The 18,816-nt window shown below is 48.4% G+C and carries 17 protein-coding genes, 2 tRNA genes and 1 riboswitch; of the genes, 4 read left to right on the top strand and 15 right to left on the bottom strand.

The annotated features are described in order from the left end of the window. Positions 1 to 14: 14 nt before the first annotated feature. From BQ7367_RS07155 to BQ7367_RS07145, 3 genes are all read right to left on the bottom strand, one after another. Complete coding sequence (locus tag BQ7367_RS07155; RefSeq protein WP_072524815.1) at positions 15 to 824, bottom strand: transporter substrate-binding domain-containing protein; 810 nt, start codon at positions 822 to 824, stop codon at positions 15 to 17. Positions 825 to 1,155: 331 nt separating this feature from the next. Further along, positions 1,156 to 1,228: transfer RNA gene (locus tag BQ7367_RS07150), tRNA-Ala, on the bottom strand. Positions 1,229 to 1,238: 10 nt separating this feature from the next. After that, positions 1,239 to 1,311, bottom strand: a tRNA-Val gene (locus BQ7367_RS07145). 197 nt (positions 1,312 to 1,508) lie between these two features. Here BQ7367_RS07145 and BQ7367_RS07140 point away from each other — a divergent pair. Both BQ7367_RS07140 and BQ7367_RS07135 read left to right on the top strand, forming a co-directional pair. Beyond that, positions 1,509 to 2,636 (top strand): DUF2971 domain-containing protein, encoded by a 1,128-nt coding sequence (locus tag BQ7367_RS07140; protein ID WP_072524814.1) that lies wholly within the window; start codon positions 1,509 to 1,511, stop codon positions 2,634 to 2,636. A 12-nt stretch (positions 2,637 to 2,648) separates the two neighbouring features. After that, positions 2,649 to 3,236, top strand: coding sequence for an HAD family hydrolase (locus BQ7367_RS07135; protein WP_072524813.1), 588 nt, complete (start codon positions 2,649 to 2,651; stop codon positions 3,234 to 3,236). A gap of 33 nt (positions 3,237 to 3,269) precedes the next feature. On the opposite strand, the gene BQ7367_RS07130 is transcribed toward BQ7367_RS07135, so the two are convergent. Further along, positions 3,270 to 3,950, bottom strand: a complete 681-nt coding sequence (locus BQ7367_RS07130) for a zinc ribbon domain-containing protein (RefSeq protein ID WP_072526127.1) — start codon at positions 3,948 to 3,950, stop codon at positions 3,270 to 3,272. Between the two features lie 214 nt (positions 3,951 to 4,164). On the opposite strand from BQ7367_RS07130, the gene BQ7367_RS07125 reads away from it, so the two are divergent. Next, on the top strand, positions 4,165 to 5,871 hold the full coding sequence (locus BQ7367_RS07125) for a S8 family peptidase (RefSeq protein WP_072524812.1): 1,707 nt from the start codon (positions 4,165 to 4,167) through the stop codon (positions 5,869 to 5,871). 655 nt (positions 5,872 to 6,526) lie between these two features. Here BQ7367_RS07125 and BQ7367_RS07120 read toward each other — a convergent pair. From BQ7367_RS07120 to BQ7367_RS07095, 6 genes are all read right to left on the bottom strand, one after another. Next, positions 6,527 to 7,018: a GNAT family N-acetyltransferase gene (locus BQ7367_RS07120; protein WP_072524811.1), complete on the bottom strand. Its 492-nt coding sequence runs from the start codon at positions 7,016 to 7,018 to the stop codon at positions 6,527 to 6,529. Between the two features lie 27 nt (positions 7,019 to 7,045). Continuing rightward, positions 7,046 to 7,741 carry a cell wall hydrolase gene (locus BQ7367_RS07115; protein ID WP_072524810.1) on the bottom strand — a complete coding sequence of 232 codons (696 nt, stop codon included), beginning with the start codon at positions 7,739 to 7,741 and terminating at the stop codon, positions 7,046 to 7,048. Positions 7,742 to 7,918: 177 nt separating this feature from the next. Beyond that, positions 7,919 to 8,482 (bottom strand): ECF transporter S component, encoded by a 564-nt coding sequence (locus BQ7367_RS07110; protein ID WP_072524809.1) that lies wholly within the window; start codon positions 8,480 to 8,482, stop codon positions 7,919 to 7,921. A gap of 143 nt (positions 8,483 to 8,625) precedes the next feature. Continuing rightward, a riboswitch (FMN riboswitch) is annotated at positions 8,626 to 8,797 on the bottom strand. Positions 8,798 to 9,122: 325 nt separating this feature from the next. Next, positions 9,123 to 9,656 (bottom strand): hypothetical protein, encoded by a 534-nt coding sequence (locus BQ7367_RS07105; protein ID WP_072524808.1) that lies wholly within the window; start codon positions 9,654 to 9,656, stop codon positions 9,123 to 9,125. After that, positions 9,647 to 10,306, bottom strand: coding sequence for a DnaJ domain-containing protein (locus tag BQ7367_RS07100; protein WP_072524807.1), 660 nt, complete (start codon positions 10,304 to 10,306; stop codon positions 9,647 to 9,649). Before BQ7367_RS07100 ends, BQ7367_RS07105 begins: the two co-directional genes overlap by 10 nt. Then, a complete protein-coding gene (locus BQ7367_RS07095) occupies positions 10,303 to 11,139 on the bottom strand; it encodes a DUF5685 family protein (protein WP_072524806.1) in 837 nt (278 codons plus the stop codon). Before BQ7367_RS07095 ends, BQ7367_RS07100 begins: the two co-directional genes overlap by 4 nt. A 210-nt stretch (positions 11,140 to 11,349) precedes the next feature. On the opposite strand from BQ7367_RS07095, the gene BQ7367_RS07090 reads away from it, so the two are divergent. Further along, a complete protein-coding gene (locus BQ7367_RS07090; protein WP_072524805.1) occupies positions 11,350 to 11,913 on the top strand; it encodes a biotin transporter BioY in 564 nt (187 codons plus the stop codon). Positions 11,914 to 11,948: 35 nt separating this feature from the next. Here the strand turns inward: BQ7367_RS07090 and clpX are convergent, their stop codons facing one another. From clpX to BQ7367_RS07065, 5 genes are all read right to left on the bottom strand, one after another. Continuing rightward, entirely contained in the window at positions 11,949 to 13,451 is a 1,503-nt protein-coding gene (gene clpX, locus BQ7367_RS07085) for an ATP-dependent Clp protease ATP-binding subunit ClpX (RefSeq protein ID WP_442855367.1), read from the bottom strand. A gap of 71 nt (positions 13,452 to 13,522) precedes the next feature. Continuing rightward, positions 13,523 to 15,484 (bottom strand): NAD-dependent DNA ligase LigA, encoded by a 1,962-nt coding sequence (gene ligA, locus BQ7367_RS07080; RefSeq protein ID WP_072524804.1) that lies wholly within the window; start codon positions 15,482 to 15,484, stop codon positions 13,523 to 13,525. Continuing rightward, on the bottom strand, positions 15,471 to 16,241 hold the full coding sequence (locus BQ7367_RS07075) for a pseudouridine synthase (protein ID WP_072524803.1): 771 nt from the start codon (positions 16,239 to 16,241) through the stop codon (positions 15,471 to 15,473). Before BQ7367_RS07075 ends, ligA begins: the two co-directional genes overlap by 14 nt. Next, positions 16,234 to 17,388: a DHHW family protein gene (locus tag BQ7367_RS07070; RefSeq protein WP_072524802.1), complete on the bottom strand. Its 1,155-nt coding sequence runs from the start codon at positions 17,386 to 17,388 to the stop codon at positions 16,234 to 16,236. The genes BQ7367_RS07075 and BQ7367_RS07070 overlap by 8 nt, the downstream gene beginning before the upstream one ends. A gap of 9 nt (positions 17,389 to 17,397) precedes the next feature. Further along, positions 17,398 to 18,807, bottom strand: coding sequence for an MBOAT family O-acyltransferase (locus tag BQ7367_RS07065; RefSeq protein ID WP_072524801.1), 1,410 nt, complete (start codon positions 18,805 to 18,807; stop codon positions 17,398 to 17,400). Between the last annotated feature and the right edge of the window lie 9 nt (positions 18,808 to 18,816).

Genomic DNA, 18,816 nt, shown 5'->3' with positions numbered 1-18,816 from the left:
ATTCCCCTCCCGTCTCACGTTTTGTTCTGTGTTACCAGTACCAAATCCAGGTTAAAATAGGGATCCGAGTGCAGGCAGGTACCCATAGCCTCCACCTCCCCGGCGTAGTACAGGGAAATGGCGTACACAAAGACGTCTACGTCACCGTTTGCTATGGCCAGGGAACAGGCGTCCCAGCTGCTGTCGAACCACTCTATCGTGTAGCCGTACTCCGCGGCGAAGTGTTTTATGAACTCTATGTCCACTCCCTGCGGCTCACCGCTTACAAAGTCGTAGTAGGTGTAGGGATAGCCGCTGCCGCCCGTGTTTATAGCTACGCGCAGCACCTCGCCGTCCGTTATCTCGGGTATATCCGTATCGGGAACGAACTCTTCGGCGTTGGCCCGCCCGACAAGATCGGCATAGGCCTCGCTGGCCTTGAACTTCGGTATGTATCCGTTCATCTGCTCTAGAATGTCCCGGCGTCCATTGGTGATATAGGCCACCAGCGAGTCCTCTCCTATCGGCTCCGGCTGAATCCTGAGGTCAGAGTACTCTGCCACCATGCTGTAGGCGTACAGGGCGTCCACAGCTATGGCGTCCACATAGCCGAAGCGCAGCGCCATAATGCTGTCACCGATGCTGTCGTAGAGGTACAGGTTTGGAACGCGCACCTGCTCAGACAGGTAGTAATCCGAGCTCCAGGCCAGAGGCGTTCCTATTCTCCAGGACTGCCAGTCGTCCATATCAAGTTCGCGTTCCGCCTCTCTGCCGCAGCCGCTGAGCATACCCAGCGTCGCCAGCATGCAGAGCAGCCTGAGTGCAATTCTTTTCCTTGAGCGCATACTTCCTCCTTTGCCTTCCACCCGGAGCCCGTCCGGGCCGTAGTCCTTTCCCTGCCGGGAACCGCGGCGTCAGGCTAATACCCAGCCGCTGTCAGTATAATTTTACTATACATACCGCCGAAACAGCGAACCTTACACAATTGTAAAGTTCACCAAGGAGGAGATGGCTGATATTATGTCAAACTATGGAAATTTAAACTCGAGGATCATCTGATAGTTTTTCAAGTCGGTTTCCGACAGTGCCCTCTAAGATCAAGAAAACCGCGTCTGCATTGTCCTGCAGACGCGGTTTTTTTGTATCAAAAAAGCTCCGTCACAACGGAGCCTGTAATGGAGTATACGGGATTCGAACCCGTGGCCTCAACAATGCGAATGTTGCGCGCTCCCAACTGCGCTAATACCCCACGATCAAAATGGAAACAACGGGGCTCGAACCCATGACCTCCCGCTAGTCAGGCGAGCGCTCTCCCAGCTGAGCTATGTTTCCGCGACCGGGTATTATTATAACACAAATTATCCGAAATGTATAGACAAAATAAACAAAATAGCGAAAAATGATGAAAGCCATCTTCTCCCTGCACCGGACTTGATTTTCCCTGTATAATCGCTTACAATTTGAAAGGAAATAATTAGAATTTATCAACCCTCCGGAACTTTTCCGGTACATATGATGAGGTGGCAGATATGGGCAGTCTGTATCATTATACAAGTGTTCAAAGCTTTGAATCGATCATTAAAAATCAGTGTATCCGCATGACTCGTTCAGATTTTATGAATGATCCGCATGACTGCAGGGCATTTTACGGCATCGTCAAAAAGTACATTGAGACAAAGACCTTCCATCTGGATGTAGAGCATTATCTTGGCAATGTGAAAAGCTTTTCCAACCGCTATCCGGAAGATGTGGAAGCACTGATAAAAAAATATCCTCTTGCCGATTACCTTCAGTATGTATATGATCATATTCCGCTGTATGTATTTTCTCTTACCGATGCCAGAGATTCTCTGCCCATGTGGAATTACTATGGAAACAATGGCATTTGTCTGGGTTTCGATCAGGATTCTCTGCTCCATGCAATGGCGGGAAATTTATGTCAGAAAGCTTATGATTTCCTTGCGTATACGAAAATCGACTATATCGACCTGGAGGAAAATCTGAACACCCTTCCCCTGGATTCTCTGTCTGATATCCGGCTGTTTGCCTCAGCCAACAATGAAGGGACTCCGTACAGTACATATCTCCACGAGAACAGAAAAGACGGGAAAGTGGATCTGGAATCTTTCGTGGATTCATACATAGAGAGCTATGTGGTGACGGTCAATTACCTTCTCCGTTCCCCGAAAGCAGCCGGAGAAACTTTTGAAGAGTATTATAAGATCTCTTCTGATAACGATTTTTACAGGACAATCTTTATCCGCAACAGAGAGCTGATCACAAACAGTTCTCTGAAATTCAAGGCTGACATCGACCTTTTTATGCTCATTCTGTCCGCCAGATATAAGCCCAGGACATTTGAAAATGAATCAGAAACAAGGATCGTATTTTTTCACTATGATGTAGACCAGAGGGCGGAAGAACAGTTTTCGACTGTCAGCTATGACTTTGGAGCTTTTGTCAAGCCCTTTACAGAATGTCGGTTCGGTTCCGGATCCGATGCTCTATTGTCCGGTGAGATCCAGAGTGTTATCCTGTCACCGGCCACAAAGCGGATCCCTGTCTCAGTGCCTGTATACAAACAGGTCCTCTGCAGTTTTTTGAAAAAGGACAGTGCTTTCGACATCTGTATTTCAAAACACGACATCAGATGGTAGGAGGAGAATATCATGAAATATAAAAATATAGTCTTTGATTTCGGAAATGTGATCGGAAAATTTGACGGAAGATATATGCTGGAACAGTTTTGTCCTTCAAAAAAGGACTGCGATCTTCTCTATCCTCTCATATACGCGAACTGGGCAGATCTGGACAGAGGCCTTGACTATGAGAAAAATGCCAGACGGATCACCTCCCTTGTTCCGGAGCGTTTAAGAGACACTGTACAGCGCTTTTTCCGATGCTGGCCGGAACATATGGTACTTATGCAGGATACACTGGATTTCATCGACGAACTGCACGGGAAAAACATTCCCGTCTATCTTCTCTCAAATGCCTCCACATATTTTGCCGAATGGCCCGCATGGAAAGATATTCTGAAAGATTTCAGCGGAGTCGTGTTCTCGGGACCGCTGAAAATGGTAAAACCTGAACCGGGAATCTACAGATATCTTTTTGAAACATATTCCCTGAATCCAAAAGAATGCTTCTTTGTCGATGATCTTGAGGAAAATATCGAAGGAGGCCGGGCCCTGGGCATGGACGGCATCATATTTACAGGCAGTACAGACGAAATAAAAGCCGCCATAGACTTCTGATCTAAGGCGGCTTTTCATAACTTTTGACGGATTTTATCCGTTTTTATTCAATTTTTCTGAAGCCTTATCAGCCATGTCTCCGATTTTTTCGGCAGCCTTTTCCATTGCTTCCCCGGTTTTTTCCGCGGCTTTCTCCATTGCTTCTCCGGTCTTTTCCGCGGCTTTTCCGGCCATCTCGCCCGTCTTCCGTGCAGCTTTCTGCGCGGCTTTTCCCATTTTCTTCGCTGCTTCAGAGGCCTTTTCCGCCATATCTTCCGCCGCGTCAGCCATTTTCTCTTTTACGCTGTCCGCATACTCTCCGGCAGTTTCCTCCTCTGCTTCTTCCCGATCCTGCTCTCCCGCAGTATCTGCGTCGGCAACCTTCTCTCCACAGTACGGACAGTAGGACATATCTTTCGCCACCATCTTCCCGCAGCCCGAACATTCAGAGGCGCCTTTGATACCGGCGATCTTTTTCTCATATCCCCGGATACTTTCCTCCCGGTCCCGGATCGCGTCACAGAGACCCTGCGCCTGCTCTTCCACTTTTTCTCCCGCTTTATATTTGTTATAAACTGCACGGCCCAGCTCCATGAGATCTACGGCATTTTCTCTTGCCAGTCCCCGGATCTGGGATTTCAGGCGCTGAATCTCAATGGCATCCCCTGCCCTGCTGGTCACTGTCTCCGCTGTTTCGCCAAGACGCTTTCCCAAATCTTCAAAAAATTCTTTCATCTTATCATTCTCCCTTCTTCTTTTGTCCTCTTTGGACATATGGAGCACCGGACGGGGCGTCTGCTGTCCCTTTCCGATATTCTGACATATTTTCATTATACCCGTTTATCCCGCAACTTCAACCTTGCGCGGAACAAGTTTATACTTTTTTTAGCTGTGCATACTTCTTCTGTTTTTTTCATAATATTATTAAAACTCTTATCAGGATAACAAAATGACCGATCTAAATATATGCCGGGCACAGATCTTGTCTGAAGATTACCGGGATTTTATAGGAAACCATGTAAGAACCCCGTTTTTTGACAGTATCATGCAGAGTGAACGCTGTGAACAGGATGCCGGCTTCGGATACAAGTGTATCTATCTTCCCGCCGAAGCCGCCGATCCGATCAGCCTTTCCAGATATTCCTACAATTCCGTCCCGAAATGTTTCGCCCCTATCAGCATGGAAACACTGAATCAGACCGGTATCCTGCCTATCCAGAATTATCCTACCCTTCAACTTAAGGGAAAAGGGGTCCTCATCGGATTTATGGACAGCGGCATAGACTATACCAGCAGCATCTTCCGCAATCTCGACGGCACGACCCGCATTGTATCAATCTGGGATCAGACTGTCCAGTCCGGCACGCCCCCGCAAAATTTTTCTTATGGCTCTGAATTTACAGAAGCGCAGATCAATACTGCTCTGAAATCTGAAGATCCTCTTTCGATCTTACCGTCCGTCGATGATACCGGACACGGCACATACGTAGCCAGTCTGGCCGCCGGATCCGGCGAGCCCGGTGAACAGTTTCTGGGAGCCGCGCCGGAAGCCGCGATCGCCATGGTTAAATTAAAGCAGGCAAAAAAATATCTCAGAGATTATTATTTTATCTCCGAGGATGCTGTATGTTACCAGGAAACAGATCTGATCCTGGCGCTCAAATATCTGAATGACCTTGCCGACTCTCTTGATCTCCCCCTGGTCTTGTGTGTCACCGTCGGCTCCAGTATGGGAGGACACATCGGAACGCTGCCTTTTTCGTTCCTTATTGAAGGTTACAGTACACGTGCAAACCATATTACCGTGATCGGAGTAGGAAATGAAGCAGACAAACGGCATCATTACTATAATGTCATCGAAAATGAAAATGACACAAAGACAGTGGAACTACGTGTGGGTGATAATGTGCCCGGATTTTCTCTTGAGCTTTGGACAGAAATCCCCAATATCCTGTCCATTTCTCTTATCTCTCCGTCTGGTGAAAATACTTCCCGGATACCCTTCCGGGCAGGTGCCAGCGCAGAAATCGATTTTCTGTTTGAGCGCACGAAAGTTTCTGTAGATTATCGGCTTCTGGTAGAAAAGAGTACTTCCGAACTGATCTTTTTCCGTTTCGACACTCCGGCGGCCGGCATATGGAAAATTATTGTTGAGCCTCTGACTGTTATTGACGGAAACTTTCATATGTGGCTGCCTCTTACAGAATTTCTCAGTGGGGAAGTATATTTTCTGGAATCGGATCCTTACTATACATTAACAAATCCGGCCAACACCGACAGCCCTGTCATTGTTTCTTACTATAATGGAAATACCGACGGACTGGCTTCCGCGTCAGGCCGGGGATACACACGCACACAGCGTATGAATCCGGATATCACCGCCCCCGGCATTGATGTCACAGGTGCTCTTCCCGGCAGCCGGTTCTCCTCCCGTTCCGGCTCCTGTGTATCTGCCGCGATCACCTCGGGCGCAGTGGCCCTTATGCTGGAGTGGCTGATCTATATTCAGGAAGTTCCGGGTGTGGACTCTTTCCAGATCAAAAGCCTTCTGATCCTCGGGGCGATACGGCCGGAAATAATGGAGTATCCCAACCGGGAATGGGGATATGGACAGCTTAATCTCTATAACACCTTTGAAACTATGAGGCGGCTGTGAGGCAGGAAATCTGAGATTGTTGGGGTGATGGATGTGGCCGCCGGGGGAAGGAAGAGGATATCCATCTCGGGCACGCTTTCGCTCGGGGCTGCAACGCAGCGGCACATAAGGGCGCAAAAAACGCGCCCAAAATGCCGGCGTTGCTGCACGGCCCTCGATGGACACCTCTTCCTTCCCCCGGCTCCGCGCTCCTTCCCCTCAACAATTTCGCGATTTGAACGGAAATGTGAAGAGGGAACGTTATCGTTCCTCTTTCGTCTTACTTTCTAATCGCGAGATTGGCGGGGGATGAATCGTAACACCGGAAGGGATGGACGAAGCGCAGGGGGAAAGAGTACCGGTCGGGAGAACCTTTCTGCGGCGGCAGATAGGTGGACCGACGACTTTGGAGGAATCCGCAGGAAAAACTTAAGGGACTAAGTCTCCGCCGTCAGACAGGCCGATGGGATTGTCTGAACAAAGTGAGTTGCCCATCGGCCTGTCTTGCTTTTAGGTGGAGCTTAAGTCCCTTTATGTTTTCCCGGATTCCGGAACGGAGGCGTGGACACCCATTCTGTTGCCGCAGAATACGGTTTTCCGATACCGGCATTTTCCTATTTCCTAAACTTTATCCACCCTCTCCGGTGTTTTCTGAATCACCCCGGCAAACTCGGATTTACAGCACTTTGTAGTGGGGGATAATATCTTCGTAATGTCCATCTTTCATTAAAAACCCATCCGGTATCGTCCCCAGCTGCACAAAGCCCAGTTTTTTATAAAGACGCAGGGCATATGTGTTGCTGCTGACCACAGCGTTAAACTGAAGAATCCGAAATCCCAGTTCTTTTGCTCTGCTCATACAGTCCTTTACCAGAAGTTCTCCGATGTGCTGCCCCCTCTTGTCTCTCCTGACTGCATAGCTGGCATTACATATATGTCCGCATCGTCCTATATTGTTGGGATGAAGGATATACAGCCCGACGATGCCGCCATCCTCTTCCTGATAAGCGATACCGGTAAAAGACTGTTCCCTGAAAAAAATGTCCCCGGTCTTTTCCGTCAGCAGTTCTGTCTGAGGGAACGCATTTCCATCCTCCACGACCTGATCCCAAAGTGCAGATGCAGCTTCCGCATCTGCCCGCTCATACTCTCTGATCCTGATTGCCATAATTTCTCCTCTGCACTTTTGATAATATCAATGAAAATAGTGGTCTCCGATCTGAAGTCCACCGCCACCGGTATTGAAATAAAGACATCCCTCAACCGGATTGCTGCCCGCGATAGCGTCTGCTGCCGCCTGCATGGCAGAATCGGTATATCCGCCGTTTGCCAGTACAGAATCCAGCCAGCCGGTCATCGCCGGAGTAAACTGTCCTGACTGGTAGATAACTTCAGAAATTGTGTTTGGATACAGACCGCTTTTAACCCGGTTCATGACAACCGCTCCCACGGCCACCTGGCCTTCATATGGCTGATTACCTGCTTCACAGAAGATCAGTGCGGCAAGAAGTTCCTGGTCTGAAACGGAAACGCTCTCTGAAGAGGCGGCCTGTGCCGCCTGGGATTCTGCCAGTGCCCGGGCCTCGGCCGCCGCTTTTTCCTCTGCGATCCGCTGTGCTTCGGCCACGGCTTTTTCCTCTTCTATCTTTTCAAGATATGCCGCATGGGCATCTTTAGCCGCTGACTTTACATCTTCCAGCACACCTCCGTGGATCTCGTCCACAATTTGAGGGAACTCCCACTCCGGCGTATTGTCGGAAACCATCTGGACAGCAGGAGCGGCATCGGCATAGGGCTCTCTGTCGATCCCTTTAAAACCTGTCAACACCATAATACTTGCCGCAGATGCATACAGACAGAAAACAAATCGCTTATTCTGTTTTTGGTTCATATACTTATATTCCTCCTGATAATTATTGCAATATCTTTACAGACATCTTTTAAAATATATGTCCTTATTTTCATATTTATTACAGATATTACAAAAATGTTACAGCAGCCATTGTAATATAAGTATATCCGTTTGTCAACTTTTTTATTTCACACCGCCGTTTTTCACCTGTCCGCCTTATTTCCGAAGGAAATTCGCGATCCTTTTATATAAGATAAATGTAACTGCCCCATTGATCCCCGCTTTGATCACATTAAATCCGACAATAAACGGCATAAGCCCCCAGACGGCACTCGCAGGTACACCCATGAAAATCGGTGTAATGATCATATTCGCACCCATCATGACAACCGCCATAGCAGCCATTCCGGCCAGCAGACCTGCTACTGCCATTTTTTTCGTTTTCTTTCTCTTATAAATCAGTCCTGATACCACAACCAGCACACCTGTGGCAATCACATGCATGATGATACCGTACAGCCCGCTTCCTGCGCTTACTGTAAGTCCCTGGATCACTGACGTCACCACTGTCAGCACGATCCCCGCCAGCGGTCCGAACGCAAAAGTTCCGATCAGGATCGGAATGTCCGCCGGATCATATTCCAGAAAAGAAACTACCGGAAAGATAGGAAAATGTATAAGATATACCAGGGCAACCGAGATTGCCACCATAACTCCCATTTTCACAAGCCTGATAGTTTTTCCAGATGTTACATTTTTCTGTTCTGTTCGTTCTGTCATTTTTCTTTCTCCTTTTTTAATCAAGTCTTTAAAAAGGAAGCCTTCCAGGAGAGCCGGCCACAAAAAAACCCCGGACACTGAAGTCCGGGGCTGTATTACGATCTTTTGTGACACCGCTTATGAAACTTTACATTTCGATAAGTATATCTCTTCTCTCATCCAGACTATACTGTCGGTACCGGAATTCTTTCCTTTGTGGTATCTTCTCAGGATTCTCTGCCTGGAAGATACGGAAAGTCACCGGTTCAGCCGCCTGTCAGGCGGGTCGCGGACTATACCGCCGGTTGGGACTTGCACCCGACCCCGAAGATCTATTCCTTTTCTATATACTACTATAACTCCTCGCCAGTCAGATTTCAAGGGCTTTTCATTATGTTCTGACATTTCCCGGGAACCGCGATAGCCATTTTACATTTTCTTGCCGAATTGTTCATATTCCATTCAAAAGTTCATCACATTTTTTACACAACTATTATTTATACTATACTTGTTCTTAAATGAAGAACACTTTTTCATAAACTTTTTCCCCCTTTGAGCCACGGCGACGTGGCTCTTTCCTTTTGCAGACTTGTGAAAAAACTGTGAACGGGGCCGTGTACCTTTTAAAAGGTACACGGCCCCGTTCACAGTTTTTTCACAATTATCCCAACAATCTTCCTCTCATTTTCCCCCACATATGTCCCTGAACATATTCGTAGGCTCTGTCATAGATAAGCAGGCCGATCTGTCCTCCCGCGATCACTCCCAGTAGGACCACGCCCGATACTGACATGGAAAAGAGCAGATTACGAAAAATCAGTACGACTGGAATATATACAATATTAAAAATGATATATTTGGATATCCAGAAAATGATCCGCCGGTTCGGCATCTGTGGCCGCTTTTCCAGCAGCCTCCAAACAGCCTCGATCCCCCAGATATAGAACCCCATCGCCGCAAAAGTAAAGACATAAAATTTATTGGGGGCTGTAATAAAACCGAGAAGGACTGCGGCGATATAAAATGCCGCTCCTGTCTTCAGACCGAATTCCCGGATAACGATCCCCACAAAAAAGGAAGCCGCTGCCAGCAGGAACAGTGTGCTCGTTTCTATGATGCTGCCCAGAGCCATAAATACGATTGTCAGCGCCAGGAGCAGACCGCTGAACGCCAGTGTCTTTGCCTTTACATGCATGAACAAAGATCTCCTCCCATACATTCACAAAGCTGATCTGCGATACAGAGATCACAGCACATATTTCCGGTGCCGCAGGAAGAGCCGCCGCCCATACCGTATCCGGCTCCATAAGGACTGTTCTGGTACCTCCTGCTGCTGAACTCCAGCTGATTCAGAAGCTGTCTGTACTGCATATTGCCCGGCTCCATATTAACCGCCTGGGCCGCATGATCTCTTGCCAGTACATTATTTCCCATCCCGGCATTGGCGCACCCGCTTAAATAGTACCACAGAGCAGATCTCTCTGAAACCTGGTCCAGCGTGTTGAGCGCTTCCCTGAAACGCCGGCTGTTGATATAATTGGCCGCTGCCTGAAGACGGGGATCAATCTGTCCGCTCTGTGTATATCCGCCTGTCCCGCCGTAGCCTCCCGAATTTCCATAGGAGGACCCGCCATACGAATATCCGCCTCCTGAAGACCTCTCCTTCATGATCGTGTCATAGGCTTCCTGCACTTCCTTGAATTTTTCCTCTGCCAGATCAGCCAGCGGATTATCTACATTCGCGTCCGGATGGTATTTTCTCGTAAGATCACGGTACGCTTTTTTTATATCATCATCTGACGCGTTCGGAGATACACCGAGCACCTCATATGGATTCTTATTCATTGTTTCTGTTCCTCTCTTTTCTTCATCTGTATCTTATTATAACGATTCCAGACACCATCATACAATATATTCCGTAAAATGTCTATATCCATAAGACACGGAAGGCGCTCAAATTCCGCCGTGCTCTCAGCGATCATCATACACAGGATCTGCCTTATCTTCTCTTCATAGCCATCCTCCTTGCATATCTGCTTCAGCGGATTGTATCTTCCCTTCTCGATATCTTCGGAAAGGTCTTCATAGGCATCCATAAGATAGATAAACTTCCCTAAAAAAAATCCCATTTTTCTCAGATTTTTCTCCCATATATCCTCCCGATATACGAAAAGTTCCTCCATCAGTCTTCCGGTACATCCCGCCGTCCTGTCCAGATCCGTGCTTTCTTCCTTTTCACAGACAGCCAGCTCCCTGAGCGCGTCCTGGATGACTCTGCTCTGCCGCGGATATTGTCTGATGATTTTTTCAGCTTTCCTGTGGATCATCCCCTTCGTCAAAAAGCTGGATACCTTTCTCTCGTCCTCCCAGTCATCTTTCATATGATAATACGCAAGCAGAACATTCATAGCCGCCGCGTACGAAGTCATCTCACTTCTCAGCATCATCTGACGCTTTACGGGATGAACTTTGCACCGGTGAAGCTCTGTATCTACAGAAGATTCATAAAGAGACGTGAGCAGGATCACTGCAAATGTCATGTCATATGTCAGCGTCATCTGTCCCATAAAGCCGTATTCTTCCCTGAGCGTCCGGCATAATCCGCAATAGTATCCTCTGTATTTTTTCAGATCTTTTACTTTCAGCTCCGGTTCACAGATCGTCACATAGCCAAACATACTGTCTCTCCTGTCAACATCAGACCACTCGTGTCGTGGTGCTATTATAACACGCATGGCACAGACTGTTTATTATTTTTTTGTGAATACAGAATTATATTTATTAACTGGCGTCCAAATTGTCAACTTTAATCAAGATAAAGTTGACAATTTGTCTTCTAAGAAGTATACTCAATCCTGTGAAAAGTTTATTTCATGGAGGTCCTTGCAATGACAGATCAGACGCCTGCTGCCGCAGGAAAGATATCACGCACGCAACAACTTACTCTGATGGGACTGATGACTGCAGCTATCTGTATCGCAGCCCCGTTCTCTATCCCGGTCCCGGTCAGTCCGGTGCCTTTGACTCTGTCAAATCTTGTCATCTATATGGCAGTCTATATACTGGGTATGAAACTGGCGACTGTAAGCTGCGTCACCTATCTTATCCTGGGGGCAGTGGGACTTCCCATTTTTTCCTCTTTCAGCGGAGGCCTGGGTAAACTTGCCGGTCCCACAGGAGGATATCTGGTCGGTTTTATTTTTCTTGCCCTCATCCAGGGATTTCTGATGAAATCGCGCCCTGGAAGCTCACTGGCGGCAGTCGCCGGTATGATACTGGGCACCGCTGTCTGCTATATATTCGGCACTGTATGGCTGGGAGTACAGTCCGGACTTCCATTTTCTGCCGCTCTTTCCGCGGGAGTAATCCCATATCTTCCGGGCGACACAGTCAAAATTATAGCAGCCGCAGTTCTGGGTCCAAAACTGCAGGCTGCCGTTAAAAGAGTATAGGAACAGATCAGCGTTCCTGTACTCTTGCAGACATTCTATCCCAACATCGGGACTTCCTGCCCTCTGAGCCGGATAACCGGCCCTCCTGTCCCTTCGATATATTCACGGGTTATGATCACCTCACCGATACTGTCATCTTTCGGGATCTCATACATGATATCCAGCATAAATTCTTCGATGATCGCGCGCAGCGCCCGGGCCCCTGTGTCTTTCTGCATCGCTTTCTCCGCAATGGACTCCAGGGCACCGTCATCAAACTCCAGTCTTACCTCGTCAAGGGCAAGAAGCTTCTGATACTGTTTCAGGATCGCGTTTTTCGGCTCCTTAAGAATCTTTACCAGCATATCCTTATCCAGCCCCTTCAGGGTAAAGATGATCGGAAGTCTTCCCAGAAATTCCGGGATCATGCCGAATTTCCGAAGGTCTTCCACTGTCACCTTGGAGAGAAGATCCTTGTCATGCTCGTACTTATCTCTCAGCTCCGCGTTGAATCCCATAGATGTCTTTTTCTTCAGTCTCTCCCGGATAATATCTTCCAGATCCGGGAATGCTCCCGCGCAGATAAACAGAATATTCTTTGTATTCACCGTCGTAAGAGGCACCATGGCATTCTTGCTGTTTGCCCCCACCGGGACCTCCACCTCACTGCCTTCGAGAAGCTTTAACATTCCCTGCTGTACAGACTCCCCGCTTACGTCTCTTTGGTTGGAATTATGCTTCTTCGCGATCTTATCGATCTCATCAATAAAGATGATCCCCTGTTCCGCCCGCTCTACATCATTGTCCGCCGCGGCCAGCAGTTTGGATACTACGCTCTCAATATCATCGCCTATGTATCCCGCCTCCGTCAAAGACGTGGCATCCGTAATGGCCAAAGGTACATCCAGCAGCCTGGCCAGGGTCTTGACCAGATAAGTCTTTCCACTTCCCGTAGGACCGATCATCAGCATATTCGACTTTTCAATCTCAATATCGTCCATCGTATCTGTGGCAACCCGTTTATAGTGATTGTAAACTGCCACCGACATTGCTTTCTTGGCGTACTCCTGTCCGACTACATAGTCATCCAGTCTCGCCTTGATCCTGTGAGGAGCCGGGATATCCCGGATATTGATCTGATGGAACTCTTTAGGCTTCTCCTTTTTCTTCTTTATCTTCTGCTGTTTTGGCTGCATATTCTCCAGATCAGACATGTTAAGGAACTGTACCCCAGGCATGTTCATCAGCCGGTTCAGATCCACCGCGCCGCTGGTCATGGCATCAAAACTCTTCTGCATGCACTCGGGACAGACAGTGATATTGTTTGGAAGATCGATCATCTTCCCTGTAACGCTCTCCGGACGATGGCAGATAAAACAGATCTTCTCATACTCATCCTCCCCGTCATCCTTTTCGTCATGTTCCACAGGAGCGACTTCTTTTTTTTCATCCGGGTCCTGAGATTCCGGCGCTCCGGCATTTCCGCCGGCGTCCTTTTTTTCTTCTTCGTCTAATATAATAAAATCATGGTCTGACATAAATTCATCCCTTCTCTGCATAATATTTACTTCCTCATTATAGTACACTTACACTGCTTATACAAATGAACTTTCTATGAAAACAGCGTTCATCACTTAAGCATCCGGATAAATTCATCTTCAGATATAATAGGGATTCCCAGTTCTCTGGCCTTTCTGTTCTTGGAGGAAGTGGAATTCACATCATTGTTGATGAGATAGCTGGTTTTGGAAGTCACACTTCCTGTCACCTTGCCGCCCCGCTTCTCGATCTCTTCCTTCACCTCTGCCCGGTTCGCAAAATGTTCCACACTGCCCGTAATAACAAAATTCACGCCCTGGAATTTTGCGCTGTCCTCGGTGATCCCTTCTTTCGGTATCTCTACCTCATCAAGCAGACGGCGGAAGATTTCCCTGTGTTCTTCGTCAGCAAAATAATCTGCAAAAGTTCTGGCGATCACTTCCCCTATACCGGATATCTCATCCAGTTCTTCTGTCCTGGCGTTCATGACACGCTCCGGATCATTGTCAAAAGCACGGCAGATCAGCCTTGCGTTGGCAATCCCGATGTTGGGGATACCCAGGCTGTATACAAGCCGCGGCAAAGTGGTGTTCCGGGCATTTCGGATACTGCCCTGAAGGTTTTCGTAGGACTTTTCCCCAAACCCTTCCATATTCCGGATCTCATCCGCATACCGGTCCAGATGGAAGATATCGGTGAAATCCTTCACATAGCCGTTCATGATAAATTTCTCCAGAGTGGCCTCGGAAAGCCCTTCTATGTTCATGGCGTCCCGGCTTGCAAACAGGGCAAACGCCTTCACATGCTTTGCCTGACATCTGGGATTCGTACAGTACAGCGTCTTCGTCTCGTTCTCCATGGAAATGCGGGTAGCTCCCCCGCACACCGGACAGGTCCCCGGGATATCCCTGACCCCGCTCCTGGTCAGGTTTTCCGCGATCTGGGGGATGATCATATTTGCCTTGTACACGGTGATCCTGTCCCCCACGCCCAGCTCCAGCTCTTCCATGATGCTGATGTTGTGGACGCTGGCCCGGCTCACCGTAGTTCCCTCCAGCTCCACCGGCTCAAAGATAGCCACCGGGTTGATCAGCCCGGTCCTGGACGGACTCCACTCCATCTCCAGAAGGGTTGTCTCCTTCACTTCATCTGCCCACTTGAACGCAAAGGAATCTCTCGGAAACTTTGCCGTCGTCCCGAGAGACTGTCCGTAGGCAATATCGTCATAGACCAGCACCAGTCCGTCTGAGGGCACTTCATTCTTCTCGATATGGGCGGCAAACCAGGAAACTTCATCCTCAATCGTATCCCGGGTCACCGGATGATTCTCCACCACGTCAAATCCCTGCTCTTTCAGCCACTGCATCTGGTACAGTCTGGAATTATGAAAATCCACATTTTCCGCACTTACCAGGCTGAACGCATAGAACCGTACATTTCTCCTGGCGGTGATCTCATTGTTGAGCTGACGTACAGAACCGCTGCAAAGATTTCTGGGATTTTTGTACTTTGCGTCTGCATCCCCCATCTCTTCGTTGATCTTCTTAAAATCTTTGTAGGAGATCACAGCTTCTCCCCGCAGCACAAGTTCCCCCTGATAAGGAATATGCAGGGGGATATTGCGAAACACCCTGGCATTGTTGGTGACCACCTCGCCCACCTCACCGTTGCCCCGGGTAACTGCCTTGGCAAGAGTTCCGCCCTGATAGGTAAGTACAATCGTAAGTCCGTCCAGTTTCCAGGAAATCATAGCTTTCTGGACCCCCAGGAATTCCTTTAAACGTTCCACATCCTTGGTCTTGTCCAGGGAGAGCATGGGACTCTCATGCCGCTCTTTCGGGAGCTCGCTTAAGACCTCATATCCCACATTGGCGGTGGGGCTTGCGGCCAGTGTTGTCCCCAGTTCCCGCTCCAGATCCAGAAGCTCATCATAGAGCCGGTCATATTCATAGTTGCTCATGATCTCCTGGTCTTCCTGCTCATAGGCGCGGCGGGCCCGGTTCAGGATATCCACCAGCTCTTTCATTCGTTTCATCTTACTATTTTCTGCCATCCTGTCCATATCCTCCCGGCGATTCTTTCAACATCTCATACAGCTCTTCCAGCTCTTCATCCGTCACTTTCCGGTACTGTCCTTCCTTCAGGCTTCCCAGCCGGATATTCATGATCCGGACCCGCACCAGGTCTCTCACTTCATACCCCAGAGTCTCACACATTCTCCGGATCTGGCGGTTCAGCCCCTGGGTCAGGATAATCGAAAAGGTATATTTCCCCAGTTTATTCACTCTGCAGGGCCTGGTCACGGTATCCAGGATGGGGACACCCTGAGACATCTGTCTTAGAAACTCCTCCGTGATCTCCCGGTCCACAGTCACCCGGTACTCTTTTTCATGATAATTGGCGGCACGCATCATCCGATTGATGATATCACCGTTGTTGGTCATAAGGAGCAATCCCCGGGAATCCTTGTCCAGACGTCCCACATAGGTAACACGCACCGGATAATCCAGAAATCTGACAATGCTGTTCCTCTCCCGCCTTTCCTCTGTACATACGATGCCTTTTGGCTTATTTACCGCCAGCAGGATCATTTCGTCCTGTCTGGATATGACTCGTTTGCCAACCCGCACAATCTGTCCCGGCAGTACGCGCATTCCTGTTGTAGCCCGCTCATTATCCACTGTGACACGTCCGCTCTCAATGAGGCGGTCCGCCTCCCTTCTGGAACAAACGCCCGCCTCACTTAAGTATTTATTCAGTCGTATTGGTTCTTTTTTCTGCAAAAATTCTTCCCTTATCCGGTTACTCACCCGCAAACACTCCGCTTATATTATTATCTGAAAGAAATGTATTCCCACTGTACAGGATCAGCGTTTCCGTGATCCTGTATGTCTCCATGATGTCATCCATCGTACCGCTGTAGTACCGGGGATCTACAACAATGATCTCCCTGTAATAAGGCGCGAGGAAGGGGATAAAGCAGTCCGCGAATGAATCTTTCACCACCAGGAGACGCTTCTGACTGGTAGATACGGTCTTTATATCTAAGACAGATGTATTTCCTCCCAGAAAGACTCCATATTTATCCCTTGTCTCCAGCTTGGATGAGTCATAAAGAGACGTTGTCTTTCTGGCCTCATCCACATAATTAACGATCACATCATCGTCCCCCTCCGCGGGTACATAGATATCGATCTGCTCTTTTTCACCGAGCCCGACACCGCTCTTGGAGGCCAGCGCTCCGTTAAAGCTGTCCGTCACCGTATAAGATACGAAATCATCGGATACATCCCCGTCAATCCCCAATGCCTGAGCGCTTTCCCGAAACACATAGAAGGCTCCCTGAGTCGTCCAGTGATGATCTGTTTTATAGTATATCTTCTCATTTTTATATTTATTCAATGTTGAAAAGGCGTCGATCCATGTCACAGAATCTCCCAGCCCCCTCTGGACCAGGCTGAACATCTGCCGCTGGTCTTCCACCGAAGCGAAGGCAGGCAGGCTGTCACCAAGGACACAGGCGGCATCAGGCACCAGCATCATCCTGGCCGGGATATCCGGATACTTTTCCACAAAGCTTTTGATCGCGTCCAGGTTTTCCGAAAGCTGATCCTGATCCGGCACCTGTATATCTTCCAGAAGCTGGCCGTCTTTTCCAATATAGACACCGTTCTCCATCCTGCTTCCGCCCAGCCGGTCCAGCCCCACTTTAAAACTGCGCCACAGATTCCGCCCGGCGAACTGATCACTCATATATTCTTCCCACTGTTCCATAAAATCTCCGGACATGACTGTGCTCATGCTCAATCCCGGCTTTGTTTCGAGCATGCGGTTCTCCTCCTCGGATTTCTCCTTGTCAGGAACTAAAATATTTACGACAAGCCCCAGGAACAGACACAGTATAAACAGGATTCCGACCAGGCTCTCTGTTCTCCTTCTTCTTTTTCTGCGCTCCATAACTTTCACCTAAAATCTGAAATATAAAAACGGATTAAATGTATCTGTCACGAGGAATGCGACGGATATAATAAAGATTCCCATATAGACTGCAGCCGTAGCAACAGCCTGTGCTCTCTGCCCCCGAAAGAGACGGATCATGCGGTCGATCAGCCGGGAACCGGTCATCGAGCATCCCAGCACAGCAATTACATATAGCAGCCAGTGTGTCAGCAGGAGGAAGATTCCTTCCGAATCCACGACCCCCGCTCCGCCGCCGATCATGGCCCCCAGATAACGCAGGGAATATCCAAGGCTGGGGCTGAAGAAAAATACCCATCCCACCAGAACCAGGATTCCTGCATATATATGTCTCACAACACCCGGCATCTGGTCCACAGCCGCTCCCCATACATATTTCTCCAAAACAAGGATCACTCCGTAATACACGCCCCAGGCAATAAAATTCCACGCTGCTCCGTGCCACATACCGGTCAGCGTCCAGACTACCATCAGATTGAAGATATTCCTGGAGACAGAGCATCGGTTTCCACCCAGCGGAATGTAGACATACTCCCGGAACCAGGTACTCAAAGAAATGTGCCACCTTCTCCAGAATTCCGTCACGCTCCTGGAAATATACGGATGATCAAAATTCTTTTTGAACGTAAATCCAAACATATGTCCCAGTCCGATGGCCATATCAGAATATCCGCTGAAATCAAAATAGATCTGAAACGCGTAAGAAAATACTCCCAGCCACGCTGTCAGGATCGAGAGACTCCCGGCCGGCACAGAGGAAATCTGTTCAAACACGCTTCCTATTGTATTGGCGATGATAACTTTCTTGCCCAGTCCTGTGATAAAATACACAGCCCCCAGCCCCAGCCGGCGAGAAGTAACTTTCCTGTGCCTGAGCTGGGTCTCAATATCCGCATACCGCACAATGGGACCTGCGATCAACTGCGGGAACATACTGATATAAAGCGCAAAATACAGAATATTTTTCTGGGCCTGCGCCTTTTTCCAATATACATCCAGTACATAGGATATCGCCTGAAAAGTATAGAAAGAAATCCCGATGGGCAGAGAAAGTTCCCGATATGGTATGTCTACCGGCAAAAGGCCGTTCAATGTCTCTACCAGAAATCCATAATATTTAAAAAATCCGAGGATCAGAACATTTACCACTATGGCAAAAACCACACTGAGCTTCGCTCTTCTGGGATCGTCTTCTTTGTTTTTAATATCCCGCCCACAGAAATAATTAAAGAGAATGGACAGGATCATAAGAACAACATAGACCGGTTCTCCCCACGCATAAAAGAAAAGGCTGGCGATCAGCAGGACAATATTTTTTATTTTGTCCGGAACAATATAGTAAACTGCCAGCACCACCGGCAGAAACAGAAATAAAAATGTAATACTGCTAAATAACATCTGTCTCTT

It is taken from the genome of Clostridium sp. Marseille-P3244 (assembly GCF_900120155.1).
In the GTDB taxonomy this organism is placed as follows: Bacteria; Bacillota; Clostridia; order Lachnospirales; family Lachnospiraceae; genus Mediterraneibacter.
This window is presented reverse-complemented; position numbering and strand designations above follow the sequence as displayed.

Excerpts from the sequence above, each read along its gene's own strand:
- BQ7367_RS07155 (WP_072524815.1), bottom strand. The coding sequence starts at position 824 with ATGCGCTCAAGGAAAAGAATTGCACTCAGGCTGCTCTGCATGCTGGCG.
- BQ7367_RS07140 (WP_072524814.1), top strand. The coding sequence starts at position 1,509 with ATGGGCAGTCTGTATCATTATACAAGTGTTCAAAGCTTTGAATCGATC.
- BQ7367_RS07135 (WP_072524813.1), top strand. The coding sequence starts at position 2,649 with ATGAAATATAAAAATATAGTCTTTGATTTCGGAAATGTGATCGGAAAA.
- BQ7367_RS07130 (WP_072526127.1), bottom strand. The coding sequence starts at position 3,950 with ATGAAAGAATTTTTTGAAGATTTGGGAAAGCGTCTTGGCGAAACAGCG.
- BQ7367_RS07125 (WP_072524812.1), top strand. The coding sequence starts at position 4,165 with ATGACCGATCTAAATATATGCCGGGCACAGATCTTGTCTGAAGATTAC.
- BQ7367_RS07120 (WP_072524811.1), bottom strand. The coding sequence starts at position 7,018 with ATGGCAATCAGGATCAGAGAGTATGAGCGGGCAGATGCGGAAGCTGCA.
- BQ7367_RS07115 (WP_072524810.1), bottom strand. The coding sequence starts at position 7,741 with ATGAACCAAAAACAGAATAAGCGATTTGTTTTCTGTCTGTATGCATCT.
- BQ7367_RS07110 (WP_072524809.1), bottom strand. The coding sequence starts at position 8,482 with ATGACAGAACGAACAGAACAGAAAAATGTAACATCTGGAAAAACTATC.
- BQ7367_RS07105 (WP_072524808.1), bottom strand. The coding sequence starts at position 9,656 with ATGCATGTAAAGGCAAAGACACTGGCGTTCAGCGGTCTGCTCCTGGCG.
- BQ7367_RS07100 (WP_072524807.1), bottom strand. The coding sequence starts at position 10,306 with ATGAATAAGAATCCATATGAGGTGCTCGGTGTATCTCCGAACGCGTCA.
- BQ7367_RS07095 (WP_072524806.1), bottom strand. The coding sequence starts at position 11,139 with ATGTTTGGCTATGTGACGATCTGTGAACCGGAGCTGAAAGTAAAAGAT.
- BQ7367_RS07090 (WP_072524805.1), top strand. The coding sequence starts at position 11,350 with ATGACAGATCAGACGCCTGCTGCCGCAGGAAAGATATCACGCACGCAA.
- clpX (WP_442855367.1), bottom strand. The coding sequence starts at position 13,451 with ATGCAGAGAAGGGATGAATTTATGTCAGACCATGATTTTATTATATTA.
- ligA (WP_072524804.1), bottom strand. The coding sequence starts at position 15,484 with ATGGCAGAAAATAGTAAGATGAAACGAATGAAAGAGCTGGTGGATATC.
- BQ7367_RS07070 (WP_072524802.1), bottom strand. The coding sequence starts at position 17,388 with ATGGAGCGCAGAAAAAGAAGAAGGAGAACAGAGAGCCTGGTCGGAATC.
- BQ7367_RS07065 (WP_072524801.1), bottom strand. The coding sequence starts at position 18,807 with ATGTTATTTAGCAGTATTACATTTTTATTTCTGTTTCTGCCGGTGGTG.